Source organism: Pedococcus sp. P2_A3 (assembly GCF_056405035.1).
On the sequence record NZ_JBFUCW010000016.1, the window covers coordinates 121142 to 145072 of the forward strand.

The 23931-nt window shown below is 70.0% G+C and carries 19 protein-coding genes; 15 read left to right on the plus strand and 4 right to left on the minus strand.

Annotated elements, in window-relative coordinates; translation table 11 throughout:
• Window positions 1-50: 50 nt before the first annotated feature.
• The 10 genes from AC1DX8_RS13980 (at window position 51) to AC1DX8_RS14025 (ending at window position 12652) form a co-directional block, all read left to right on the plus strand.
• Entirely contained in the window at window positions 51-395 is a 345-nt protein-coding gene (locus AC1DX8_RS13980) for an anti-sigma factor antagonist (protein ID WP_477630534.1), read from the plus strand.
• A 195-nt stretch (window positions 396-590) separates the two neighbouring features.
• A complete protein-coding gene (locus AC1DX8_RS13985) occupies window positions 591-3089 on the plus strand; it encodes a sodium-translocating pyrophosphatase (protein ID WP_477630535.1) in 2499 nt (832 codons plus the stop codon).
• Window positions 3090-3132: 43 nt separating this feature from the next.
• Window positions 3133-3531, plus strand: a complete 399-nt coding sequence (locus AC1DX8_RS13990) for a GNAT family N-acetyltransferase (protein ID WP_477630536.1) — start codon at window positions 3133-3135, stop codon at window positions 3529-3531.
• A gap of 9 nt (window positions 3532-3540) precedes the next feature.
• Window positions 3541-4254: an AIM24 family protein gene (locus AC1DX8_RS13995; protein ID WP_477630537.1), complete on the plus strand. Its 714-nt coding sequence runs from the start codon at window positions 3541-3543 to the stop codon at window positions 4252-4254.
• On the plus strand, window positions 4251-5750 hold the full coding sequence (locus AC1DX8_RS14000) for a DUF7059 domain-containing protein (RefSeq protein WP_477630538.1): 1500 nt from the start codon (window positions 4251-4253) through the stop codon (window positions 5748-5750). The genes AC1DX8_RS13995 and AC1DX8_RS14000 overlap by 4 nt, the downstream gene beginning before the upstream one ends.
• Window positions 5751-5970: 220 nt before the next feature.
• Window positions 5971-6651, plus strand: a complete 681-nt coding sequence (locus tag AC1DX8_RS14005) for a TetR/AcrR family transcriptional regulator (RefSeq protein ID WP_477630539.1) — start codon at window positions 5971-5973, stop codon at window positions 6649-6651.
• Entirely contained in the window at window positions 6651-8387 is a 1737-nt protein-coding gene (locus AC1DX8_RS14010) for an ABC transporter ATP-binding protein (RefSeq protein ID WP_477630540.1), read from the plus strand. Before AC1DX8_RS14005 ends, AC1DX8_RS14010 begins: the two co-directional genes overlap by 1 nt.
• A complete protein-coding gene (locus AC1DX8_RS14015; RefSeq protein ID WP_477630541.1) occupies window positions 8384-10423 on the plus strand; it encodes an ABC transporter ATP-binding protein in 2040 nt (679 codons plus the stop codon). The genes AC1DX8_RS14010 and AC1DX8_RS14015 overlap by 4 nt, the downstream gene beginning before the upstream one ends.
• A 132-nt stretch (window positions 10424-10555) precedes the next feature.
• Entirely contained in the window at window positions 10556-12319 is a 1764-nt protein-coding gene (locus tag AC1DX8_RS14020) for a sodium:solute symporter family protein (protein WP_477630542.1), read from the plus strand.
• A 12-nt stretch (window positions 12320-12331) separates the two neighbouring features.
• Window positions 12332-12652, plus strand: a complete 321-nt coding sequence (locus AC1DX8_RS14025; RefSeq protein WP_477630543.1) for a hypothetical protein — start codon at window positions 12332-12334, stop codon at window positions 12650-12652.
• A gap of 52 nt (window positions 12653-12704) precedes the next feature.
• Here the strand turns inward: AC1DX8_RS14025 and AC1DX8_RS14030 are convergent, their stop codons facing one another.
• From AC1DX8_RS14030 to AC1DX8_RS14040, 3 genes are all read right to left on the minus strand, one after another.
• A complete protein-coding gene (locus AC1DX8_RS14030) occupies window positions 12705-13877 on the minus strand; it encodes an MFS transporter (RefSeq protein ID WP_477630544.1) in 1173 nt (390 codons plus the stop codon).
• Between the two features lie 79 nt (window positions 13878-13956).
• Window positions 13957-14376: a VOC family protein gene (locus AC1DX8_RS14035; protein ID WP_477630545.1), complete on the minus strand. Its 420-nt coding sequence runs from the start codon at window positions 14374-14376 to the stop codon at window positions 13957-13959.
• Window positions 14373-15101, minus strand: a complete 729-nt coding sequence (locus tag AC1DX8_RS14040) for a TetR/AcrR family transcriptional regulator (protein ID WP_477630546.1) — start codon at window positions 15099-15101, stop codon at window positions 14373-14375. The genes AC1DX8_RS14035 and AC1DX8_RS14040 overlap by 4 nt, the downstream gene beginning before the upstream one ends.
• Window positions 15102-15241: 140 nt before the next feature.
• On the opposite strand from AC1DX8_RS14040, the gene AC1DX8_RS14045 reads away from it, so the two are divergent.
• Window positions 15242-16312: an NAD(P)-dependent alcohol dehydrogenase gene (locus tag AC1DX8_RS14045; protein ID WP_477630547.1), complete on the plus strand. Its 1071-nt coding sequence runs from the start codon at window positions 15242-15244 to the stop codon at window positions 16310-16312.
• Between the two features lie 188 nt (window positions 16313-16500).
• Here the strand turns inward: AC1DX8_RS14045 and AC1DX8_RS14050 are convergent, their stop codons facing one another.
• The gene (locus AC1DX8_RS14050) at window positions 16501-17304 is read right to left on the minus strand and encodes a dioxygenase family protein (protein WP_477630548.1); all 804 of its coding nucleotides are present in this window, start codon (window positions 17302-17304) and stop codon (window positions 16501-16503) included.
• 752 nt (window positions 17305-18056) lie between these two features.
• Between AC1DX8_RS14050 and AC1DX8_RS14055 the strand changes: the two genes are divergently transcribed.
• The 4 genes from AC1DX8_RS14055 (at window position 18057) to AC1DX8_RS14070 (ending at window position 23931) form a co-directional block, all read left to right on the plus strand.
• Entirely contained in the window at window positions 18057-18548 is a 492-nt protein-coding gene (locus AC1DX8_RS14055) for a hypothetical protein (protein WP_477630549.1), read from the plus strand.
• A gap of 116 nt (window positions 18549-18664) precedes the next feature.
• Window positions 18665-21463 (plus strand): type I DNA topoisomerase, encoded by a 2799-nt coding sequence (topA, locus tag AC1DX8_RS14060; protein ID WP_477630550.1) that lies wholly within the window; start codon window positions 18665-18667, stop codon window positions 21461-21463.
• Between the two features lie 3 nt (window positions 21464-21466).
• The gene (locus AC1DX8_RS14065) at window positions 21467-22831 is read left to right on the plus strand and encodes a serine hydrolase domain-containing protein (RefSeq protein ID WP_477630551.1); all 1365 of its coding nucleotides are present in this window, start codon (window positions 21467-21469) and stop codon (window positions 22829-22831) included.
• 326 nt (window positions 22832-23157) lie between these two features.
• A complete protein-coding gene (locus tag AC1DX8_RS14070; protein ID WP_477630552.1) occupies window positions 23158-23931 on the plus strand; it encodes an ABC transporter ATP-binding protein in 774 nt (257 codons plus the stop codon).

The window sequence follows — 23931 nt, forward strand, 5'->3', positions numbered from 1 at the left end:
GCAGACGGTCGAACCGCCCGCTCACCGGTGTCGGTAACGAAAGGGTGGACGTGGACCTCTCGGTCTCCAGCAGTGAGCAGGGCGCGGTGACGATCGTCCACGTCGCGGGCGAGATCGACGTCTACACCGCCCCGCTGCTCCGCGAAGTCCTTGACAAGCAGGTGGCGGCCGGGCGCACCGACCTCGTGGTCGACCTCGAGAAGGTCACCTTCATGGACTCGACCGGGCTGGGCGTGCTCGTGGGCCGCCTCAAGCTGGTCCGTGGCCAGAACGGCACGCTACGGATCGTGAGCGCCGAGGAGCGGATCCTGAAGGTCTTCAAGATCACGGGTCTGGACAAGGTCTTCCACATCTACCCCACGGTCGACGAGGCTGCGGCGGCGACGAACGCCTGACCGGAGTCCGTGGGTTGCCCACCGGGTTCGGGCCATACGGGGTCGAAACACCCGGCGAAATCCCTGTGACCCTCCTCACCCGGCGTCACAAACCCTGTGACGTGCATTACCCTCGCCAGCAACGTCCCCTCTGCGGTGCGCCATCGTGGCGCGCCCGTGGGCGGTCCTGATCGTTTCCCCATCGAGGAGGATGGAATGTCGCGCCTCGCGCCTGCCGCCACAGCTGCTGACCTGCAGCTGGACGGCACCAATCTCACCCTGGTCATCGTGGTGGCCGTCATCGCGGTCATCTCGCTGGCCATGGGTGTGTTCTTCCGCCAGCAGGTGCTGGCGGCCGACCCCGGCACCGAGAAGATGCAGGAGATCGGCGCTGCGGTCGAAGAGGGCGCCCAGGCCTACCTCGCTCGGCAGTTCAAGACGCTCAGCGTCTTCGTCGTGCTGGTCTTCGGTCTCCTCCTGCTGCTGCCCGCCGACACCGCCGGTGTCCGCTGGGGCCGGTCCGGGTTCTTCGTGGTCGGCGCGCTGTTCTCCGCCGCCATCGGCTACCTCGGCATGAGCCTCGCCGTGAAGGCCAACGTCCGCGTGGCCTCCGCAGCCCGGGGCGGTGACCGCGACTCCGGCATGAAGATCGCGTTCCGCACCGGTGGCACCGTCGGCATGGCGACCGTGGGCCTCGGCCTGCTGGGCGCTTCCGTCGTCGTCCTGCTCTACAAGGGCGACGCCCCCAAGGTGCTCGAGGGGTTCGGCTTCGGCGCCGCCCTGCTCGCCATGTTCATGCGGGTCGGTGGCGGCATCTTCACCAAGGCGGCCGACGTCGGCGCCGACCTCGTCGGCAAGGTCGAGGCCGGGATCCCCGAGGACGACCCGCGCAACGCCGCGACGATCGCCGACAACGTGGGCGACAACGTCGGTGACTGCGCCGGCATGGCCGCCGACCTCTTCGAGTCGTATGCCGTGATGCTGGTGGCCGCGCTGATCCTCGGCTCGGCCGCGTTCGGTGAGTTCGGGCTCGTCTTCCCGCTGCTCGTGCCCGCCATCGGCGCCGTGACGGCCCTCATCGGGGTCTTCATCACCCGTGTCAAGCCCGGTGAGAACGCCCTGTCGGCGATCAACCGTGGCTTCTACATCTCCGCCGCGATCGCTGCGGTCCTCTCCGGCGTCGCCGCCTACGTCTACCTGCCCGACACCTTCGCCGGGCTGAAGTCGAGCGACGCGGGCATCACCGCGCTGGCCGGCGACCCCCGCCGCACCGCCATCATGGCGGTCATCATCGGCATCATCCTGGCCGCGGTCATCCTGTGGCTGACCGGCTACTTCACCGGCACCGACAAGCGCCCGACCAAGGACGTCGCCCGCACCTCGCTCACCGGCGCGGCGACCGTCGTCCTCTCCGGCATCGGCGTCGGCCTGGAGTCGGCCGTCTACACGGCCGTCATCATCGGCGCCGCCGTGTACGCCGCCTTCCTGCTCGGTGGCGGCTCGGTCATCCTGTCGCTGTTCCTCATCGCGCTCGCCGGCTGTGGCCTGCTGACCACCGTGGGCGTCATCGTGGCGATGGACACCTTCGGCCCGGTCTCCGACAACGCCCAGGGCATCGCCGAGATGTCGGGTGACGTCGACGGCGAGGGCGCGCAGATCCTCACCGACCTCGACGCGGTCGGCAACACCACCAAGGCGATCACCAAGGGCATCGCGATCGCGACGGCCGTACTGGCTGCCACTGCGCTGTTCGGGTCGTACTCCGACGCGTGGAAGGCCAAGTTCGAGCCGATCATCCAGGCGCTGGCGAAGTCGACCGAGACCGACCTGGTGGGCAAGATCCAGAACGGCAGCCTGACCCAGGAGGCCGCGCAGGCGCAGTACACCGCGATCCTGCAGAAGGCCAACGCGCCGTTCGACCTGCAGATCGTCACGCCGAGCGTGCTGGTCGGCCTGCTGCTGGGTGCAGCGGTGGTCTTCCTGTTCTCCGGCCTGGCCATCAACGCGGTGACCCGCGCCGCCGGTGCCATCGTCTTCGAGGTGCGTCGCCAGTTCCGCGAGCACCCCGGGATCATGGACTACACCGAGAAGCCCGAGTACGGCCGCGTGGTCGACATCTGCACCAAGGACTCGCTGCGTGAGCTCGCGACGCCCGGTCTGCTCGCCGCGCTCACCCCGGTCGCTGTCGGCTTCGGCCTCGGCATCGGCCCGCTGGCGGGCTTCCTCGCCGGCGCGATCGGCACCGGCTGCCTCATGGCGGTGTTCCTCGCCAACTCCGGTGGCTCGTGGGACAACGCGAAGAAGATCGTCGAGGACGGCACCCACGGTGGCAAGGGCAGCGAGGCCCACGCCGCGACCGTCATCGGCGACACCGTCGGTGACCCGTTCAAGGACACTGCCGGACCGGCGATCAACCCCCTGATCAAGGTCATGAACCTCGTGTCGGTGCTCATTGCGCCGGCGATCGTGACCCTGTCGATCGGTGGCGACAAGAACAACCTCGCCCGCTACGGCATCGCTGCTGCCGCCATCATCATCGTGATCGCCGCGGTCGCCGTCTCCAAGGCGCGCGACCTGGCCATCGGCGGTGACGAGGACGGCGCGAGCATGTCCCGCGTGGACGCCGCCGCACCCGACTCGGGTGAGGCCGAGACCGCGCCGGGCAAGGCTGTCGACGAGGCGACCGACGTCGTCGAGGAGCCCGTGAACCGCTAGCTCCGCACGGCATACCCACGAGGCGGGCCGGCTCACCCCACGGGTGAGCACGTTCTACGAGAGCGACCCCGCCGATGAGGACCTGCGTGCCATGGCCGGCGCCTTCCTCGTGGAGGGGTCCGGCGGCACGCAGCTGATCGCACGGGACGCCGCCGGCCGGGCTCTGGGGCACGCCACAGTGCTGTGGAGCTGGGACACCACCCTCGGGAGGCGGCTCGCCGTGATGGAGGACCTCTTCGTCGCCGCCCACGCGCGTGGCCAGGGCGTGGGTGCGAGCCTCATCGCCGCGTGCCGGCAGCTCGCGGCCGACCGGGGCATCGAGTGGCTGGCGTGGGCGACCGCACCGGACAACGAGACGGCGCAGCGGCTCTACGACCGGCTGGCTGACCGGGCCGGCACATGGTTGGCCTATCGCCTGCCCACCGGCGACCCGGCGACCTAGGCTGGGGCCATGCAGAGTCCGCTCTTTGACCAGGCCAACCTCGAAGTCCAGGCGCAGCAGCGGTTCGCGCTGCAGAACCCCCAGATGCTCCGCGTCCACCTCGGCGGCGACGTGCTCGCGGTGAAGGGCGCCATGGTGTCCTACCAAGGCCAGATCCGCTTCGACCACGAGAAGGCCGGCAGCGTCGGCAAGCTCTTCAAGAAGGTCGTGACCGGCGAGGACGTCTCCCTCATGCGGGTCTCCGGCGAGGGCGACGTCTTCTTCGCCTCCGAGGCCGGTTTCGTCTTCCTCGTCGACCTCACCGGCGACGCCCTGAGCATCAACGCCCGCAACCTCCTGGCCTTCGACTCCACCATCGAGTGGGACATCAAACGGGTGCAGGGCGCCGGCATGCTCAGCGGCGGCCTCTTCAACACGACCCTCCAGGGCACCGGCACGGCGGCGATCCACACGGTCGGCCAGCCGGTGATCCTCGACTGCAGCCAGCAGCCCACCTACGTCGACGTCCAGGCCTGTGTGGGCTGGTCGGCCAACCTCGTGCCGCAGGTGGTGTCGAGCATGAACGTGCGGTCGATGCTGCGCGGTGGCTCGGGTGAGGCGTTCCAGTACGCGTTCTCCGGCCCGGGCTTCGTGATCGTCCAGCCCAGCGAGTGGACCCCACCGGCCGCGAGCGGTGGCGGCGGGGGTGGCGGCTTCAACCTCGGCGGCCTGCTCGACGGATGAGCAACCCCACCCCGGCAGCCGACCCCGAGCTGGTCGCCCGCCTGCGCGCAGACCTCGAGGCGGCGGCATACACGGTCGAGGCGGTCGGTGAGCTGCTCGGACCGCTCGCGGCCGCTGCCCTGGGCCGCGAGCAGATGATCCCGGCCCAGCGCGTCACGGCAGGCGCGGAGGGACCGCTGGCCACGCTGGTGCGGCTCTTCGGGCTCGGTGATGCCGTCGACACGGCCGAGGCGGCGTCGGCGCTGCCCACGCTCGGCCTCGACGGCGCGGCCGCCCTGAGGCTCGTGCGCGAGCAGGGCCCTGGAGTGGTGGCCACCTGCGACCTGCGTCCCTACGGCGACGAGGGCAACGCCTGGTGGGTCGCCTCCGACCTCACCGAGCTGGCCACCCGCGCGCCGCTGCGCGAGGACCACGTGCTCGGCATCGGCGGGGCCTCGACCACGCTCGCCTCGTGGACGCCCCGACCGGCAGTGGATCGTGCCCTCGACGTCGGCACGGGGTGCGGGGTGCAGGCCCTCCACCTCGGCTCGCACGCAAGGCACGTCACCGTCACCGACATCTCCTCGAGGGCCCTGGAGTTCGCCCGCTTCAACGCGGAGCTGAACGGGCTCGACTGGGAGTTCGTCGAGGGCTCCATGTTGGATCCCGTTGCGGGGCAACGGTTCGGACTCATCGTGAGCAACCCGCCCTTCGTCATCACCCCGCGCAGCGCCGATGTCCCGCTGTTCGAGTACCGCGACGGCGGACAGTCCGGCGACAGCATCGTCGCCGACCTCGTGCGGTCGATCGGCGACCACCTCGAGCCCGGCGGCGTCGCCCAGTTCCTCGGCAACTGGGAGGTCGTCGGCGACACCGACTGGCGTGAGCGGGTGCGCGGCTGGGTGGCCGGCACCGGCCTCGACGCGTGGATCGTGCAGCGCGACGTGCAGGACCCGGCCGAGTACGCCGAGACCTGGTCGCGCGACGGAGGTCACCACAACGCCACGACCGAGTTCGCGACGATGTATGCCGCGTGGCTCGACGACTTCGCGTCGCGCGGCGTGAGCGCCATCGGGTTCGGGGTGATCACCCTCCAGAAGCCGGTGGGGGAGCGGGAGCCGTTCGTCGACCTCAGCGAGTCGACCGGTCCGGTGACGGCGCCGATGGGTCCGCACGTGCTGTCGGGACTGCGGGCGCGGACCTGGCTGGTCGAGCACGGCGACGACGAGCTGCTCGCGGTGGCCTGGCGGTGCGCCGACGACGTCGTGGAGGAGCGGCACGCCCGGCCGGGCGACGAGGAGCCCGCCGTGATCCAGCTGCGGCAGGGCGTCGGGCTCGGCCGGGTGGTCAGGCTGGACACCGTCGGAGCGGCCCTGGTGAGCGTCTGCGACGGGTCGCTTCCCGCGGGGGTGGCCCTGGACGCCATCGCGGAGCTGCTCGGGGAGGACGCGGGTGCGGTGCGCGACTCGGCCGTCCCGCTGCTGCGGGCCCTGGTGGCCGACGGCCTGCTCGTCTGACGCTGGCCCCAACCCCWGCCCTCCCCTCCCCTCCCCTCCCTCGGTTCGAGGTAAACCCGCCGGCGAATCCCGGCGTGTTTACCTCGACCCGGCGGGGGAGGAGGGGGTCAGAGGGGTGCGGGGCGAGTGAGTGACTGCCGGACATCTGTCATGACGGCGGTCGTTTGTGCAGGTGGAAAACCCGCTTGTGAGTGAGTGCTCACTCACTCATACTTTCAGCATGTCACCTCGCGCCCCCGCGATGGCCCCCGACGAACGCCGGGCCTCGATCATCGCCGCCACCATCCCGCTGCTGCGGGACAAGGGCCGCGGCATCAGCACCAAGGAGATCGCCAAGGCGGCGGGCATCGCCGAGGGCACGATCTTCCGCGTGTTCGAGAGCAAGGACGAGATCATCCACGCCTGCGTCCACGAGGCGTTCGACTCGGCCGCGGTCCAGGCCGAGCTGGCTGCCGTGGATCGCGACCTGCCCCTGCGGGAGCGCCTCGCCGCCGCAGTCACCGTCATGCAGAAGCACCTCCAGGGGATCTTCGCGCTGATGAGCGTGCTCCAGTCGTCCGGCCAGCCGCTGCACCGCCCCATGGACGCCACGGCCCTGCGCCGTCGGCAGGAAGGGACGGCCGAGCTCGACCAGGCCTTCATCGACCTCATCGGTGACGACGTCGCCCTGCTGCGCATCCCGGTGCGCAACTTCATCGGCTACCTGCGCATGCTCACGCTCTCCAGCGTCCACCCGATGCTCGACGGCTCCGACGCCACGGCCTCCGAGCTCGTCGACGTGGTGCTCGAGGGCGCCCTCAGCCGACCGACCACCCCAGACGCCACGCCACAGCTGGCATCCGACACCACACGGGGTGCGGCCCCGAAGGCCGCGCCCCGCACCACGAGGGGGAAGAAGTAGTGCTCATCCGGATCATCCGCGACTACCTGAGGCCGTATGGCGGCCTGGTCGCCGTGCTCGTGGGCTTGCAGCTCATCGGCACGATGGCCTCGCTCTACCTGCCGAGCCTGAACGGCAAGATCATCGACGAGGGCGTGGCCAAGGGCGACACCGGCTTCATCATGCGCACCGGCGGGTGGATGCTCGCCGTGTCGTTGGTGCAGATCGTCGCCACGGTCGCCGCCACCTACCTCGGCGCCAAGTCTGCTGCGGGGCTCGGCCGTGACCTGCGCGCCGGCATCTTCGCCCGCGTCGGCGACTTCTCGGCGCAGGAGGTCTCGCGCTTCGGCGCCCCCACCCTGATCTCGCGCAACACCAACGACGTCACGCAGGTGCAGACGGTCGTCTTCATGGGTGCCGCGATGATGGTGTCGGCCCCGATCATGATGGTCGGCGGCATCATCATGGCGCTGCGCGAAGACGTCGGACTCTCCTGGCTCGTGGCCGTCGCCGTGCCCGCGCTGGCGCTGTCGGTGGCCCTGGTGATCCGCAAGATGATCCCGCAGTTCCGGCTCATGCAGGAGTCGGTCGACTGGGTGAACCGGGTGCTGCGCGAGCAGATCACCGGAATCCGCGTCGTGCGGGCCTTCGTCCGGGAGGAGCACGAGCAGGCCAGGTTCGCCGAGGCCAACACCCAGTACACCGGCACGGCCCTCGCCGTCGGCCGCCTGATGGCGATGATCTTCCCGATCGTCATGCTGATCTTCAATGCCTCGACCGTGGCCGTCCTGTGGTTCGGGTCGCACCGGGTGGAGAACGGCCAGATGCAGATCGGTGAGCTCACGGCCTTCATGAGCTACCTCATGCAGATCCTCATGTCGGTCATGATGGCGACCTTCATGTCGATGATGATCCCGCGGGCGACAGTGTCGGCCGGACGCATCGCCGAGGTCCTCGACACCGACTCGACCGTCGTCCAGCCGACCGCCCCCGTCGCCATCCCGCGCACCGGCACCACCGTGGAGCTGCGTGACGTCGAGTTCTGCTACCCCGGTGCGGATGTGCCTGTGCTGCAAGGGGTCTCGATGACGGCGGAGCCGGGCCGGACGACCGCCATCATCGGGAGCACCGGTGCCGGCAAGTCCACCTTGGTGTCCCTCATCCCGCGCCTCTACGACGTGACCGGCGGGTCGGTGCGGCTCGGCGGCGTCGACGTGCGCGATGCGGCCCTCGAGGACGTCTGGTCGCGCATCGGGCTCGTGCCGCAGAAGCCCTACCTCTTCACCGGCACCGTCGCGTCCAACCTGCGCTACGGCGACTCCGACGCCACCGACGACGAGCTCTGGGACGCGCTGCGCATCGCGCAGGCCGAGGACTTCGTGCGAGCGATGCCGCAGGGCCTCGACTCCCCGATCGCCCAGGGTGGCACCAACGTCTCGGGCGGGCAGCGCCAACGGCTCGCCATCGCCCGCGCCCTGGTGGCCAAGCCGGAGGTCTTCCTCTTCGACGACAGCTTCTCGGCGCTCGACCTGTCCACGGACGCGCGGCTCCGGTCCGCGCTGCGGCCGGTGACGCGGCATACCGCCGTCATCGTCGTGGCCCAACGGGTCTCCACGATCATCGATGCCGACCACATCGTCGTCCTCGACGACGGCAAGGTGGTCGGCGCCGGCCGCCACGACGAGCTGCTCGAGACCTGTCCGACGTACGTCGAGATCGTCGAGTCCCAGCGATCTGCAGAGGAGGCCGCGGCATGAGCGCCGGTGAAGGTGTGAAGACGGAAGAGGAGAAGGCGGCCGAGGCGCGTCGGGGTCCGGGCGCGAACGCGGCCCACCGGCGCGGTCCGATGGCGATGGGCATGCCCACCGAGAAGTCGCAGAACTTCGGGCCGTCCGCCAAGCGGCTGCTCGCGCTCCTGCGCCCCGAGCGGACATCGCTGTATGCCGTGCTCGCCCTGGCCGTCGGTAGCGTCACCCTGAACGCCGTGGGGCCCAAGATCCTGGGGCGGGCGACCGACCTCATCTTCGCGGGCTTCGTCGGCAAGCAGCTCCCGAGCACCGCCAACCGGGAGCAGGTCGTGGCGGGGCTGCGCGCCCAGGGGCAGGACAAGCAGGCCGACCTCATCGCCAGGATGGACCACCTCCGGCCGGGGTTCGGCATCGACTTCGGCGCCGTGGGGAGGGTGCTGCTCTTCGTGCTGGCCCTCTACACGGTCGCCGGCCTGCTGTCGTGGGCGATGGGCTGGATCCTCACCGGAGCGGTCAACCGCACGGTCTTCAACCTGCGTCGCGACGTCGAGGACAAGCTCAACCGGTTGCCACTGCCCTACTTCGACAACCAGCCGCGTGGGGAGCTGCTCAGCCGCGTCACCAACGACATCGACAACGTCGCGCAGAGCATGCAGCAGACGCTGAGCCAGATGCTGACGTCGTTGCTGACCGTCGTGGCGATGGTCGCGATGATGCTCTACATCTCGCCGTTGCTGGCGGTCATCGCCCTCGTGACGATCCCCGTCTCGATGTTCGTCACGGCGGCGATCGGCAAGCGGTCGCAGAAGCACTTCGTGCAGCAGTGGAAGAGCACCGGTGAGCTGAACGGCATCGTCGAGGAGGCCTTCACCGGTCACCAGCTGGTCAAGGTCTTCGGTCGCGAGGACGAGGTGCGCGCCTCGTTCAAGGCGAAGAACGACGACCTGTTCAACGCCGGCTTCGGCGCCCAGTTCATCAGCGGCATCATCATGCCGACGATGATGTTCATCGGGAACCTCAACTACGTCGTCATCGCGGTGGTGGGCGGCCTGCGGGTGGCCAGCGGGACGATGAGCCTCGGTGACGTCCAGGCGTTCATCCAGTACTCGCGCCAGTTCACCCAGCCGCTGACCCAGGTGGCGTCGATGGCCAACCTGCTCCAGTCCGGGGTCGCCTCGGCCGAGCGGGTGTTCGAGGTGCTGGACGCCTCGGAGCAGCGCGCCGACGCGGTCGCCCCGACCACCCTCCACGACCCGCACGGGTTGGTGAAGTTCGAGGACGTGTCCTTCTCGTACGACCCGGAGAAGCCGCTGATCCAGCACCTCGACCTCAGCGTCGAGCCCGGTCAGACCGTCGCCATCGTCGGGCCGACCGGGGCCGGCAAGACCACCCTGGTCAACCTCATCATGCGGTTCTACGAGCTCGATGCGGGGCGCATCACCCTCGACGGCGTCGACATCACCGACCTGACCCGGCACAACCTGCGCAGCGAGATCGGCATGGTGCTGCAGGACACCTGGCTCTTCGGCGGCACCATCCGCGACAACATCGCCTACGGCCGCCCCGGTGCGAGCCAGGAGGAGGTCGTGGCAGCCGCCAGGGCCACCTACGTCGACCGCTTCGTCCACTCGCTGCCCGACGGCTACGACACGGTGCTCGACGCCGAGGGCGGCAACATCAGTGCGGGCGAGAAGCAGCTCATCACCATCGCGCGGGCGTTCCTGTCCGACCCGGCGCTGCTGATCCTCGACGAGGCCACCAGCTCGGTCGACACCCGCACGGAGCTGTTGGTGCAGCAGGCGATGTCGGCACTGCGCCACGACCGCACGAGCTTCGTCATCGCCCACCGCCTGTCCACGATCCGTGACGCCGACGTCATCCTCGTGATGCGCGACGGCCAGATCGTCGAGCAGGGCTCCCACGACCAGCTGCTCGCGAGTGGCGGTGCCTACGCGGAGCTGTATGCCGCGCAGTTCAGCGGCGCGGCAGTCGACGTCGACACCGGCGAGGCGCCGGCGCCCGACCTGGCCGGCGTCAAGGTCTGACCGCAGTCGGGTGCCTGAGCCCGCCCCGTGGCGAGGCCTCAGGCACCCGACGTGTCGGCGGCCCGGGTGCCGATTCGCGGCATACGCCCTAGGTTGGTCGAGGTCCGCCGACGTATCGCCCAGGAGTCGCTGATGAACGCCCTCGCCCCCCTTGCCGTACCGGCCGCAACTCCGCTGATCGACGCGAACTGGCTCGACTACACGCTCGTCGCGATCTACTTCGCGTTCGTCCTGGGCATCGGCGTCCTGGCCCGCCGCTCGGTCTCCGACTCGATCGACTTCTTCCTGTCAGGGCGGTCGCTGCCCGCGTGGGTGACCGGTCTGGCGTTCATCTCCGCCAACCTCGGTGCCGTCGAGATCATGGGGATGTCCGCCAACGGCGCGGAGATCGGGCTGCCGACGGTGCACTACTTCTGGGTCGGCGCGATCCCGGCGATGCTCTTCCTCGGCGTCGTGATGATGCCGTTCTACTACGGCTCCAAGGTGCGGTCGGTGCCGGAGTTCATGTTCCGCCGGTTCGGCACCGGCGCCCACCTGGTCAACGCGATCAGCTTCGCGTTCGCCCAGCTGCTCATTGCGGGCGTCAACCTCTACCTCCTCGGGTCGATCGTGCACGCGCTGCTCGGCTGGCCGCTGTGGGTCGCGCTGATCGTGGCCGCGGCGATCGTCCTGTCCTACATCACCCTCGGCGGTCTGTCCGCCGCGATCTACAACGAGGTCCTGCAGTTCTTCGTCATCGTCGCCTCGCTCTTGCCGCTGACCCTCATCGGCCTGCACCGCGTCGGGGGATACGGCGGCCTCAAGGACAAGATCACGGCCTTCGCCGACGCCCAACCGGCGGGCTCCAAGGTGGCCCCGGCGGCCCAGCAGCTCGAGTCCTGGCCGGGGCAGGCGCTCTCCGGCTTCGACTCCGGTTTCTGGTCGGTCGTGGGCATCGTCTTCGGCCTCGGCTTCGTGCTGTCCTTCGGCTACTGGACGACGAACTTCGTCGAGGTGCAGCGCGCGATGGCCTCGAAGTCGATCTCGGCGGCTCGCAAGACGCCGATCATCGGCGCCTTCCCGAAGATGTTCGTGCCGTTCCTCGTCATCTTCCCCGGCATGGTCTCGGCCGTCCTGGTCAAGGAGATGATCGACCTCAAGGGCGGCGGCAGCCCGCCGGGAGGCGCCTCCGGGGAGGGCGTGAAGTACAACGACGCGCTGCTGCTGCTGATGCGCGACATCCTGCCCAACGGGTTGCTCGGCCTGGCCATCGCCGGTCTGCTGGCGGCCTTCATGGCTGGCATGGCCGCCAACATCTCGGCCTTCAACACGGTGTTCAGCTACGACCTGTGGCAGCGCTACATCCGCAAGGACCACAGCGACGACTACTACCTGCGCATCGGCCGCTTGGCCACGGTGGCGGCGACCCTCATCGCGATCTTCACCGCCACGCTGGCGAGCAGCTTCAAGAACATCATGGACTACCTCCAGACGCTCTTCGGGTTCTTCAACGCACCGCTGTTCGCGACGTTCATCCTCGGCATGTTCTGGAAGCGGATGACGCCGACCGCCGGCTGGGTGGGCCTCTCCAGCGGCACGCTCTCGGCCATACTCGTAGCGTTCCTCTCGGAAGATTCGCTCGGATCTCTCAGCCAGGGTGTCATCCCCTTCTCGGGCCAGGGGGCGAGCTTCGTCGCGGCCTCGACCGCCTTCGTCGTCGACATCGTCCTCAGCGTCGTGGTCAGCCTCGTCACCCAGCCGAAACCGGTCTCGGAGCTCAAGGGCCTGGTCTACTCGGAGACACCCAAGGAGGACCTCGTCGACCCCGAAGAGGCCACCCTCCCGTGGTACCAGCGCACCATGCCCCTCGCTGGCATCGCGCTCGTCATGGTCCTCGTCCTCAACTTCGCGTTCTAAGGGAGGCTGCACATGTCCGACAAGCACACCGACACCTCGGCCAAGGCATCAGGCGCCCACACCGCCGGCGCGTTCGACATCCGCAACATCATCGGCTCCCTGCTCAGCATCTACGGCGTGCTGCTGCTGGCTGCGGGTCTGTTCATGGACACCCAGGAGGCCAAGACCGGCGGGGTCAACGCAAACCTCTGGACCGGCCTCGCGCTCGCCTTCGCGGGTGCCGTCTTCCTGCTGTGGGCGCGGCTCAAGCCGATCATCGTCCCCGCCGACGTCGAGCCCGTCGAGGACGACCCGACCCGTCCCGCGCCCCGGCGCCGCCCCGGCGGCCACTGACGGCTCGCCTCGACGGCGAGGTATGCCGGGTGGTCACCACCCGGCATACCCGTCAGTGCGTCTCGTGGGCCGGTTGGCGTCGCAGCGCCTCGCTGCCGGTGAAGGCGAGGACGGCTGCGGCGGCCACGCCGAGCGCACCGCCGCACACCCACATCAGCCGCGGGCTCAGCTCGAAGAGTGCCCCGGCGAGCGGTGGCGCGATCACCGTGCCACCGATGGACGCCGCGCCGTAGAGACTCTGGTAGCGCCCGTGCATCCCGTCGGGCGCACGGTCTGACGCATGGGCCGTGGCCGTGGGCTTGTAGAGCATCTCGCCCGCGGTCACCACGGCGACGGCGACGAGGACCAGGGCGACGCCCGGCGAGGGCGCGACGACCAGCCAGCCGACGCCGACGAGCAGGAAGCCGAGGGCGATCAGGCGTTCGGGCGCGCGGTGACGCAGCCGGTGGGCGAGCGAGGGCTCGAAGAGCACGATGAGCGCGCAGTTGAGCGAGATCGTCGTGCCGTAGACCCACGGGGCGGCGCCGAGGGCGTCGAGCTGCCAGGGGACAGCGGAGTAGGCGAACCGGTAGGCGGTGTCGGCGGCGACGACCGTCACGAGGAGCAGGACGAACCGAGGGTCCTGGCGCAGGGCCGCGAGCAGGCGGGTCGGGGTGCCGTCCGGCAGGGGGACGCGCTCAGCGGCCGGCACCACGAACATCACGACGCCCAACATCATCAGGCTCGCGACTGCGTCGATGACGAAGATCGCGCCGAAGTGGTGCACCGCCAACAGGCCCCCGAGCGGTGGGCCGAGGACGGTGCCGGCGTTGTTGACGGCACGCATCCACGCCGTCGCCTGGCGTCGGTGGTCGGTCGGCAGGGCGCTGGTGACGAGGGCGAAGGACACCGGTCGGCCGATGCCGCCCAGCGCACCCATCAGCGCCAACACCACGGGGAGGGCGGCGGTGGGCGTCACGGGGACGAGCAAGCAGCCGACCGCAGAGGCGAGGGAGGCCAGGGCCAGGGTCGGGCGCAACCCGAAGCGGTCGCCGACCGACCCGCCCGCGAGGTTGCCGGCGATCATGCCCAGGCCCCAGACGGCCGCGATCGATCCCGCGGCGCCCTCGCTCAGGCCGCGGTCCGAGACCAGGTAGAGCGGGATGAAGACCCAGGCCATCGAGCCCAGGGCGTTGACGAACCGGCCGACGAGCAACCACCGGACCCAGCTCGGGAGGTCCCTCACGCCACCGTCACCGCAGGGCGCAGCCCCACCACGGTGCCCGGCGTCACCACATGGCCCGGCGTCACCACGGTGCCCGGCGTCACCACATGGCCTCGAGCTCGGACCGGCCCAGCGCCGGCGGCTCGTAGCGCGGTTGGTAGAGCGTCATGGCGCCGGCGCCGGGGACGACGAGTTGCACGGTCGTACCCCACGACTGCTCGCTCACGCCGCCCTCGAACTCGGCCCCGCGCTCCTCGAGCTCGGCCATCGTCGCCGCGAGGTCATCGCAGAGGAGTGACAGGTCGAACCGCTGCTCGGTGCCGCCGACCGGCCGGTCGGCGCCGGACCCGTCGCCGTGGTCCCACGAGGACGGGTGCACCCCGAGCTCGCTCGGCCCGGTGCGGAAGATGAGCCAGCCGCCGCCGGTGTCGGTGGCGGGAAAGCGCAGCACGTCGCGGAAGAAGGCGCGAGCCGCGTCGGGGTCCTCGGCGTAGACCAGGGTGTGCAGGGCGGTGATCATGGCACCACGGTAGAAGCCCGGCGCCGCTCCAGCCCGTCGAGCAGGACGTCGAGCCCGAACTCGAACTCGGCCTGGTCGTCGCACCACCCGAGCGTCGAGCCCGGGTCGTCGTGCGCCACCTCTGCGAGCATCTCGACGAGGTGCGGGATCTGCGCGGCCATCGCGGCCAGCATCTCCTCCGACGCGTCCCCGGAGGCTGCGTCACCGGGGTCGAAGAGCTCCTGGGAGAAACCGATGACCCTGCTGCCGAGGGCGTGCAGCGAGTGGTGCGTGAGGTCGTTGCTGAACCCCCCTGCCCGAAGGATGCCCACGACGCCGTCGTAGTAGCGGACGATGTCGAGGTTCATCGTGGTCCGGGTCTCCAGGACGCCCGGCGCCCACCGATGCTGCAGCATCACCTCGCGGGCGGCGAGGGCTCGGGCCCGCAGGGCGCCGCGCCAGTCGGTCGCGGGGTCGGGGGTGTCGAGCGCCGCCACGGCTGCCATGAGCTCGGTGGCGACCTCCTCGACCATCGCGTCGAGGAGGGCCTCCTTGCCGGCGACGTGGTTGTACAGCGACATGGCCTCGACACCGAGCTCCTGGCCGATCCGGCGCATCGAGACCGCCGAGATCCCCTCGGCGTCGGCGACGTCCACGGCAGCGCGCATGACGCGCTCGCGGCTGAGCGGCGCGCGCGGTGCGTTCTTCGCGGTGGCACGGGTGTCGCTCTCGACGGTGTCGGTCACGGGTCGCTCCGGGTCGGCTGGGGTCGGGGTCCGCAGGTCATCGCATCGATGCTAGCCCGGCAGCGTTGACAGACTTACGGTGTAGGTCTAACTTACACCGTATCCTTACACCGTAAGTATCGACCCAGGAGTGAGTGACCATGACCGACCTCGCCCACCCCACACCTCCCGCAGCGCGACCGGACGTGACCGCTCACCCGGCCCCGCGGCATACCGGCTCGACGCCCACGACCATGCGCGCCGCCGTCCACGAGCGGTACGGGCGGCCGGAGGAGGTCGTCACCGTGCGGACCGTCCCCGTGCCGGAGGTCGGCCCCGACGACGCGCTTGTCCGCGTCGGTGCGGCCTCGGTCAACCCCCTCGACTGGCACTACGTCACCGGGCTGCCGATGTTCGCGCGCCCGACCCTGGGCCTGCGGCGCCCCAAGCGGCAGGTGCCGGGTGCCGACGTCGCCGGGGTCGTGGCGGCGGTGGGCTCGGCGGTGACGCGGTTCCAGCCGGGCGACCGGGTCTTCGGCGAGGTGGCGGGGGGAGGGTTCGCCGAGTTCGTCGTCGCGCCGGCCGACTGGCTGGTGCCGGTGCCCGACGGCGTCGAGACCGAGGTGGCTGCCACCATCGGTGTGGCCGCCGAGACCGCACTCCAGGGCTTGCGCGACTGGGGCCGGCTGCAGCCCGGCCAGCGGGTGCTGGTGAACGGCGCCTCGGGTGGCGTCGGCAGCTTCGCGGTCCAGCTCGCCAGGGCGCTGGGGGCTTCGCACGTGACTGCAGTGTGCAGCACCGGCAACGTGGAGGCGGCGCGCCGTGGTGGCGCAGATCAGGTCGTCGACTACACCCGCGAGGACGTCCGGGACCTGGGGGAGACGTTCGACCTGTTCTTCGACAACGCTGGCAGTCTCTCGCTGCGCGACAGCCGTCGTCTCGTGTCACCGGGCGGCAGCTACGTGATGGTCACCTCACCGAAGTCGACGTGGGTGCGCCCCCTCCCGAGGATGCTCAGGCTGCCCGTCTACTTCGCGTTCGGCAGCCAGCGCGCGCCGGCCTTCAAGGTCGCCTCGCGCAACCGCGCCGACCTCGAGCTGCTCATCGACCTGGTGGCGCGCGGGCTGGTGACTCCCGTCATGGAGCACCGGTGGCCCCTCGCCGATGCGCCCGAGGCGCTGCGCGTGCAGGGCGAGTTCCACGCCAAGGGCAAGTCCGTCGTCATCCCCTGACGCCCCGCAATCCCCTGACGCCCCGCGGTCGCCCCAGCCCTGGCACGCAAAACGGTGGTTGCTCGGGGAAACGTGACCTGTGGAGCCCGTTTCCGGGAGCAACCACCGTTTTGCGGGGGAGGGAGACGGGGACGGGGAGGGGGACAGGGCGGGGGACGGGGGTGGGGGAGGGGGAGCGGCGGCAGCGCTCAGGCGAACTGCCAGGAGCGCTTGCTCAGGCCGAACCAGAACCCGTCGATGACGCTCTCGTTGTCGAGGCTGCCAGATTCGTATGCCGCGCCCAGGCTCACGTACAACGGTGCCCAGTGCTCGGTGCGTGGGTGGGCCTCACGGGCGGCGGGAGCCTTGTGCATGAAGTCGAGGATGGCGTCGACGTCCTGGCGCTCGAGCGCCTCGGCGGCCCAGTTGTCGAACTCCGAGGAGGCTGCCGGCGGCGTGCCGTCGGGGCCGGCCGCCGGGTTGAACCAGCGCAGGTTGTGCGTGGTGAAGCCCGACCCGACGATGAGGGTGCCCTGGTCGCGCAAGGGGGCGAGCTTGCGGCCGAGGTCGAACAGCGCCCGCGGGTCGAGGGTCGGCATCGACATCTGCAGCACGGGGATGTCGGCGTCGGGGTACATCTCGACCAGTGGCACGTAGGCGCCGTGGTCGAGGCCGCGGGTCTCGTCCCGGTGGACCGGGGTGTCGGAGGTGTGCATGAGCTTGGCGACGTCGGCGGCCAGCTCGGGCGCACCCGGGGCGGCATACGTCACCTCGTAGTAGTGGCGCGGGAAGCCGTAGAAGTCGTAGACGAGGGGGACGTCGCCGGAGGTGGCGGACAGCGACAGCGGCGCCTCCTCCCAGTGGGCGGAGACCATGAGGATGTTCGCGGGCTTGTCGAACCGGCCCGACCACGTCGAGAGCTGGTCGGTCCACACCGGGTCGTCGGCCAGCGGGGGAGCACCGTGACTGAGGTACAGCACGGGCTGGCGGGTGGTGGTCGTGGTCGCGCTCATGTGAACATCGTACAGTACTTTACTTGAACATTCAACTAAACTGGGTCCGGTCGAGTCGTCACGATCCCGTCGACTGCGCGTCACGTCATCGAAGGTTCGAAACGCTCGCACGGGGGAACTTGATGTTTTGGTGTACTACTCGTATTGCGGCAACGGCAATCTTCTGGGGACCGTCCTAGGGGTGCGCCGGGCGCCGCTTGGGGTGCAACCCCGCAGCACTCTGGTGATGGCAACACCAGCCTTGGCCGGCAGTCGCCGGCCAAACACGGCGCGGCCTGGCGGCTTGGTGCCGAGCAGGGGGTCGACGGGCAGATTGCGGACAGCGTGACCGCAGCTGTTTGGGAATGCACGGGCCATTCCAACACTCCCGGGATTGTGGTTGACGGCTCGCACAGGAACTGGATCTCATACTCCGCCTTCCAGAACTGCGTCGGCACCTTTGGAACCCAGCAGGTATGTATCAAACTGCAAGAGCGCAACTATTTCGGCAACTACTACGACCGGACGATCTATGAGTGCTCGGTGCAGACGGTGATGCCACAGGCTTTCAAGGGGCGCTCGGTGTTGTGTTCCCAGGCAGGACACGGCACCTTCCGGACGGCTGCCTTCGGGAGGGCATGGCCAGAGGGCGTCCGATGGCAATCTGGCGCGCGCTACTCCTATAGCGCCACCCCCTGCTAACCGTGGCGAGTCCTCGTGCCGCATGGCGAATGGGCCCGGGTGCCGACGGGGCGCCGGTCCGTACGGACAGGATGGTGCGGGCCACCTACTCGCTTCAGGGTGCGGCGGCAGGGGCGCCGCGCACTGTCACCTACTGGCGGCTCGGAGACCGGCTGCGGGCCGAGCAGGCTGGCCGCCTGGTCTGGCTGGAGGGGCCTGCCGGCGGAGACGTGGTCGTCCGGCTACCCGGGGGCGGACTGGTGCGCGGGGGCCCTGGGCAGCTCCTGCCGCACGTTCCGGTGCCTGAGCTGAACGCCCTCCAGTCTGCGTACAGCGCGGCCGTTTGGCTCGATGTCCACGGATCGCCGGGTGCGCGCCAGCCGGGCCTTCATGGCGCCACTGGGCAGCCGTCGCTGATCAGCACGTGGTCTACGCGCAACCTCCGCACCGTCGCGGATGTGGACACCGGGTGCGTGCTCGACCTCGATGCCCAGGCCCTGCGTGGTCCGGTCGCCATCCGCACCACGGAGTTCGCCCTTGTCCAGCCGGACCCGGAGCTCTTCCTGGCGCCGCCGCTCGACTGACCGCACACCGGGCCCCTCCAACCGGAACTTGACGGTCTCGGCTACCGTCATCCGCGATGCCGTGTCCATGCAGCGACGAATCCGCTGCACATGGGGTCAGGAACTGAGGTTGAACCATGAGTGAGGGGCGCAAGCTCGTCATCGTCGAGTCGCCGGCCAAGGCGAAGACGATCGGCGGTTACCTGGGCAAAGACTGGGACGTCGAGGCGTCGGTCGGTCACATCCGCGACATCCCGACCCCGTCGGAGATGCCGGCCGACATCAAGAAGGGCCCGTTCGGCCGGTTCGGCGTCGACGTCGACAACGGCTTCGAGGCCTACTACGTCGTCGACGCCGACAAGAAGAAGAAGGTCTCCGAGCTCAAGCGCCTCCTCAAGGGTGCCGACGAGCTCTACCTCGCCACTGATGAGGACCGCGAGGGCGAGGCCATCGCGTGGCACCTGCTCGAGGTGCTCCAGCCCAAGGTGCCGGTCAAGCGGATGGTCTTCCACGAGATCACCAAGGAAGCGATCCAGCGCGCGGCCAACACGACGCGCGACCTCGACGTGGCGATGGTCGACGCCCAGGAGACCCGTCGCATCCTCGACCGTCTCTACGGCTACGAGGTCAGCCCGGTCCTGTGGCGCAAGGTCAAGGCCGGCCTGTCCGCCGGTCGCGTGCAGTCGGTCGCGACCCGCATGGTCGTCGAGCGCGAGCGCGAGCGGATGGCCTTCGTGCGGGCGTCCTACTGGGACGTCGTGGGCGACTTCACCCCCGACGGTGCGGCCAACCATTTCGGCGCACGGCTGAGCGCGGTCGACAGCGCCCGCGTCGCCACCGGCCGCGACTTCGCCGACGACGGCACGCTCAAGTCCAAGAACGTCGTGCACCTCGACGAGGAGACCGCGAACTCCATTGCGCGACAGGTGATCTCGGCCCAGGTCAAGGTCACCAGCGTCCAGGAGAAGCCCTACACGCGGCGCCCGTCCGCCCCCTTCACGACGAGCACCCTGCAGCAGGAGGCCTCGCGCAAGCTGCGACTCTCGTCCAAGAACGCCATGCGGGTCGCGCAGCGGCTCTACGAGAACGGCTACATCACCTACATGCGCACCGACAGCACCACGCTGTCGGAGGCCGCCCTCACCGCGGCACGCCAGCAGGCGCGAGACCTGTATGGCGCGGAGTACGTCCCCGACGCCCCTCGCCGCTACGAGAAGAAGGTCAAGAACGCCCAGGAGGCGCACGAGGCCATCCGTCCTGCGGGGGACCGGTTCCGCACCCCGGCGCAGGTCGCCGGCGAGCTGCGCGGCGACGAGTTCGCCCTCTATGAGCTGATCTGGAAGCGCACGGTCGCCTCGCAGATGGCCGACGCGCGTGGGTCGACCGCGACGGTCAAGCTCGGCGGCACGCTCGAGGACGGCCGGGTCGTGGAGTTCAGCGCGTCCGGCACGGTGATCACCTTCCGCGGCTTCCTCGCGGCCTACGAGGAGGGCCGCGACGAGGAGCAGATCAGCCGCGCCCAGGAGGCCGACGAGGAGCGCCGACTGCCCAAGCTCAGCGAGGGCGTCGACATCACCACGCTCCGCGCCGACGCCGACGGCCACGAGACCTCGCCGCCGCCGCGTTACACGGAGGCGACCCTGGTGAAGGCCATGGAGGAGAAGGGAATCGGTCGACCCTCCACCTATGCCAGCACCGTCGGCACGATCCAGGACCGGGGGTACGTCAACACCCGCGGCAACGCGCTCATCCCCACCTGGCTCGCCTTCGCGGTGACCCGGTTGCTCGAAGAGCACTTCAGCGAACTGGTCGACTACGACTTCACCGCCTCGATGGAGGAGGACCTCGACCGCATCGCCGGCGGCGACGAGCAGCGCGCCGCGTGGTTGCAGCGGTTCTACTTCGGTGATGGGCTGGCCGAAGGCGCGTCGACTGCGTCGCCCGGCGGGCTACCCACCATCGGCCGCTCCGGCCAGGGCCTCAAGCACCTCGTCGAGGACCTCGGCGAGATCGACGCCCGCGAGATCTCGACCATCCCGATCGGTGAGGGGATCGTCGTGCGCGTGGGTCGCTACGGCCCGTACGTCGAGGAGACCGTGCCGCAGGGGGTGGACCTGTCGACCGGTGAGATGAGCGACGACGCCTCGACGACGCCGCGCCGCGCCACCATCAACGACGACATCGCGCCCGACGAGATGACTCCGGCCAAGGCCCGCGAGCTGCTCGAGCAGTCCGCGGACGACGGCAAGGTGCTCGGCCAGGACCCGGACACCGGGCGCGACATCGTGGCCAAGGCGGGGCGCTACGGCCCCTACGTCACCGAGGTGCTCGACGAGGAGACCGCCGCGCTCAAGGGCAAGGCCAAGGTCAAGCCGCGCACGGCGAGCCTGTTCAAGGACATGGACCTCGCGACCATGGACCTCGACACCGCCCTCAAGCTGCTCAGCCTGCCCCGGGTCGTCGGCACGTCGACCGAGGAGGACGGGACCGAGGTCGAGATCACCGCGCAGAACGGTCGCTACGGTCCCTACCTCAAGAAGGGCACCGACTCCCGCTCGCTGACCACCGAGCAGCAGCTCTTCGACATCACGCTCGAGGAGGCGCTGGCGATCTACGCGCAGCCCAAGCAGCGCGGTCGCGCGTCCACGGCTCCCCTCAAGGAGCTCGGCAACGACCCGGTGTCGGGCCGGCCGATGGTGGTCAAGGACGGTCGCTTCGGCCCCTACGTCACCGACGGCGAGACGAACTCCACGCTGCGCAAGGGTGACGACCCCGAGGCGATCACCCCTGAGCGGGGTGCCGAGCTGCTCGCCGAGAAGCGCGCCAAGGGACCCACCACTCGCAAGCGGGCTGCCAAGAAGACGACCAAGAAGGCCGCCACCAAGAAGACCGCCACGAAGAAGACGGCCAAGAAGGCCACGACCAAGAAGGCGTAGGCCATGCCGATCGACCCCGCCACGGCCCGCGCGTTGGACCTCCGCCTGGCCACCGAGCAGTCGCAGAGCCGGCTGCCCTCGGTGGCGGCGGGGCTGGTCCGTGGCGGCCAGCTGGTGTGGTCGGGGGCGGTCGGCACCCTCACCGGCCGGGCCGACGGCGAGCCGTCGAGTGCCGACACGCAGTACCGCATGGGCTCGATCACCAAGACCTTCGTCGGGGTGGAGGTGCTGCGACTGCGCGACGAGGGGCGGCTCGAGCTGAACGACCGGATCGACGCGCACCTGCGCGACACGGCCGACACCGAGTTCGCCGGGGTCACGCTCGCCCAGCTCCTCTCGCACTCGTCCGGTCTGCAGGCCGAGACGTCGGGGCCGTGGTGGGAGCGGGTCGAGGGCGGCGGCTGGACCGAGCTGCTGGCCAGCCAGCCGGCCCTGCGCTTCCGTCCCGGCGCGCGGTTCCACTACTCCAACCTCGGGTATGCCGTGCTGGGGGAGCTGGTGGCCCGGCTGCGCGCGGCTCCCTGGCAGGACGCAGTGCGCGCCAACCTGCTCGAGCCGTTGGGTATGTCGCGCACCACCTCCCGGCCCACCCCACCGTCGGCGCCGGGTTGGGGTGTGCACCCGCTGGCCGACCTGCTGCACGTCGAACCCGAGCACGACGCCGGGGCGATGGCCCCGGCCGGGCAGCTCTGGTCGACGGTGCAGGACCTCTCGCGCTGGGCGGCCTTCCTGGCCGGCGACACGGCCGGGCTCCTCTCCTCGGCCACCCTCGAGGAGATGTGCCTACCGCTCGTGGTGAACGACACCCCCGACCAGCCCTGGACGGGGGCACACGGTCTCGGGTGGCAGGTCTGGAACGTCGACGGGAGACGCTTCGCCGGACACGGTGGCTCGATGCCCGGCTTCCTGGCTGGGCTCCGGGTCGACCTGTCCTCGGGCGATGGGTGCGTGGTCTTCGCCAACGCCACCTCCGGCCTCGCGCCGACCCTGGTGACCGACCTCTTGGCCCTGCTCGCGGAGCACGAGCCCGTTGCCCCCACGCCGTGGTCGGCCGATGCCGAGCAGGCGACCGGGCTCGAGCTGGTCGGTGACTGGTACTGGGGCACGACCGGGTACGACCTGCGGCTGGCCGCGGACGGCGACCTCGTGCTCGGCGAGCCCGGCAAGCTCCGGGGCACCCGCCTGCGACCCACCGAGACGGGGTGGGTCGGCCTCGACGGCTACTTCGAGGGCGAGCCGCTGACGGTCGTGCGTGACGCCGAGGGCCGCCCGAGCCACCTCGACCTGGCCTCCTTCCGGCTGAGCCGCACGCCGTACGACCCGGCTTCCGACATCCCCGGTGACGTGCACCCCGACCGCTGGCACTGAGCCACGCGGCATACCCGCGCTCACCGCCGCCCCGCCACCCTCCTTGCAACCTGAGCGCCCCAGGGGGCGCTCAGGTTGCAGGAGGGGCTGGGGGTCCGGCATAGCTGCGCTCCTCATCACCCACCTGCGGCAACCGCGCGAAACCCAGCTGCGGCAACCGCGCGAAAACATGCCAAACCGTGACAACCGCGTGGTGTGTGCCGAGGACATGTTCTGACACGGTTGTGTGGCGAACCCGGACATGTCCGGCCTCTGTCGGTCGCCCTAGGGTTCTGCAGAACGCGACGGAGCCCCCACCGTTGCACGACCCGCACGAGGAGGTGCCGGTGCCCAGCGACGCCAGCGTGCCCGCGGCCGGAGCCCTGCTCCAGACCCGCGAGCTGACCAAGGAGTTCCGCGGGTTCCGAGCGGTCTCCGACGTCAGCCTCAGCGTCGCCGAGGGGACCGTCCACGCGCTCGTCGGGCCCAACGGGGCCGGCAAGACGACGCTCTTCAACCTGCTGACCGGCTTCCTGTCACCCACCTCGGGCCAGATCCTCTTCCGTGGCGAGGACATCACCGGCCGCCAGCCCGAGCAGATCGCCCACCTCGGGATCGCGCGGTCGTTCCAGATCACCAGCCTCTTCGACCAGATGAGTGCCGTCGACCACGTCGAGCTCGCGCTCGCGTCGCCGACCGGGCTGGGCTACCGGTTCTGGCGGTCGTCGTCGCAGATGCGCCAGTTCCGTGACCGGGCCGTGGAGCTGCTCGACCAGGTCGGCCTCGCGGACCGCTCCGGCGCGGCAGCCGGGTCGCTGGCCTACGGGCAGAAGCGGGCCCTGGAGCTCGCGCTGGCCCTCGCTCTCGACCCCCAGCTCCTCCTGCTCGACGAGCCGACGGCGGGGATGGGCCTGGAGGACGTCGACCGCACGATCGCGCTCGTCAAGAAGGTCTCGGAAGGACGCACCGTCGTGTTCGTCGACCACAACATGCACGTCGTCGGCTCGCTGGCCGACACCGTGACCGTGCTGCAGTCCGGCCAGGTGCTGGCCGAGGGCAGCTACGACCAGGTGCGCCACGACGAGCGAGTCGTCACCGCGTACCTCGGACAGGCCGGGTGA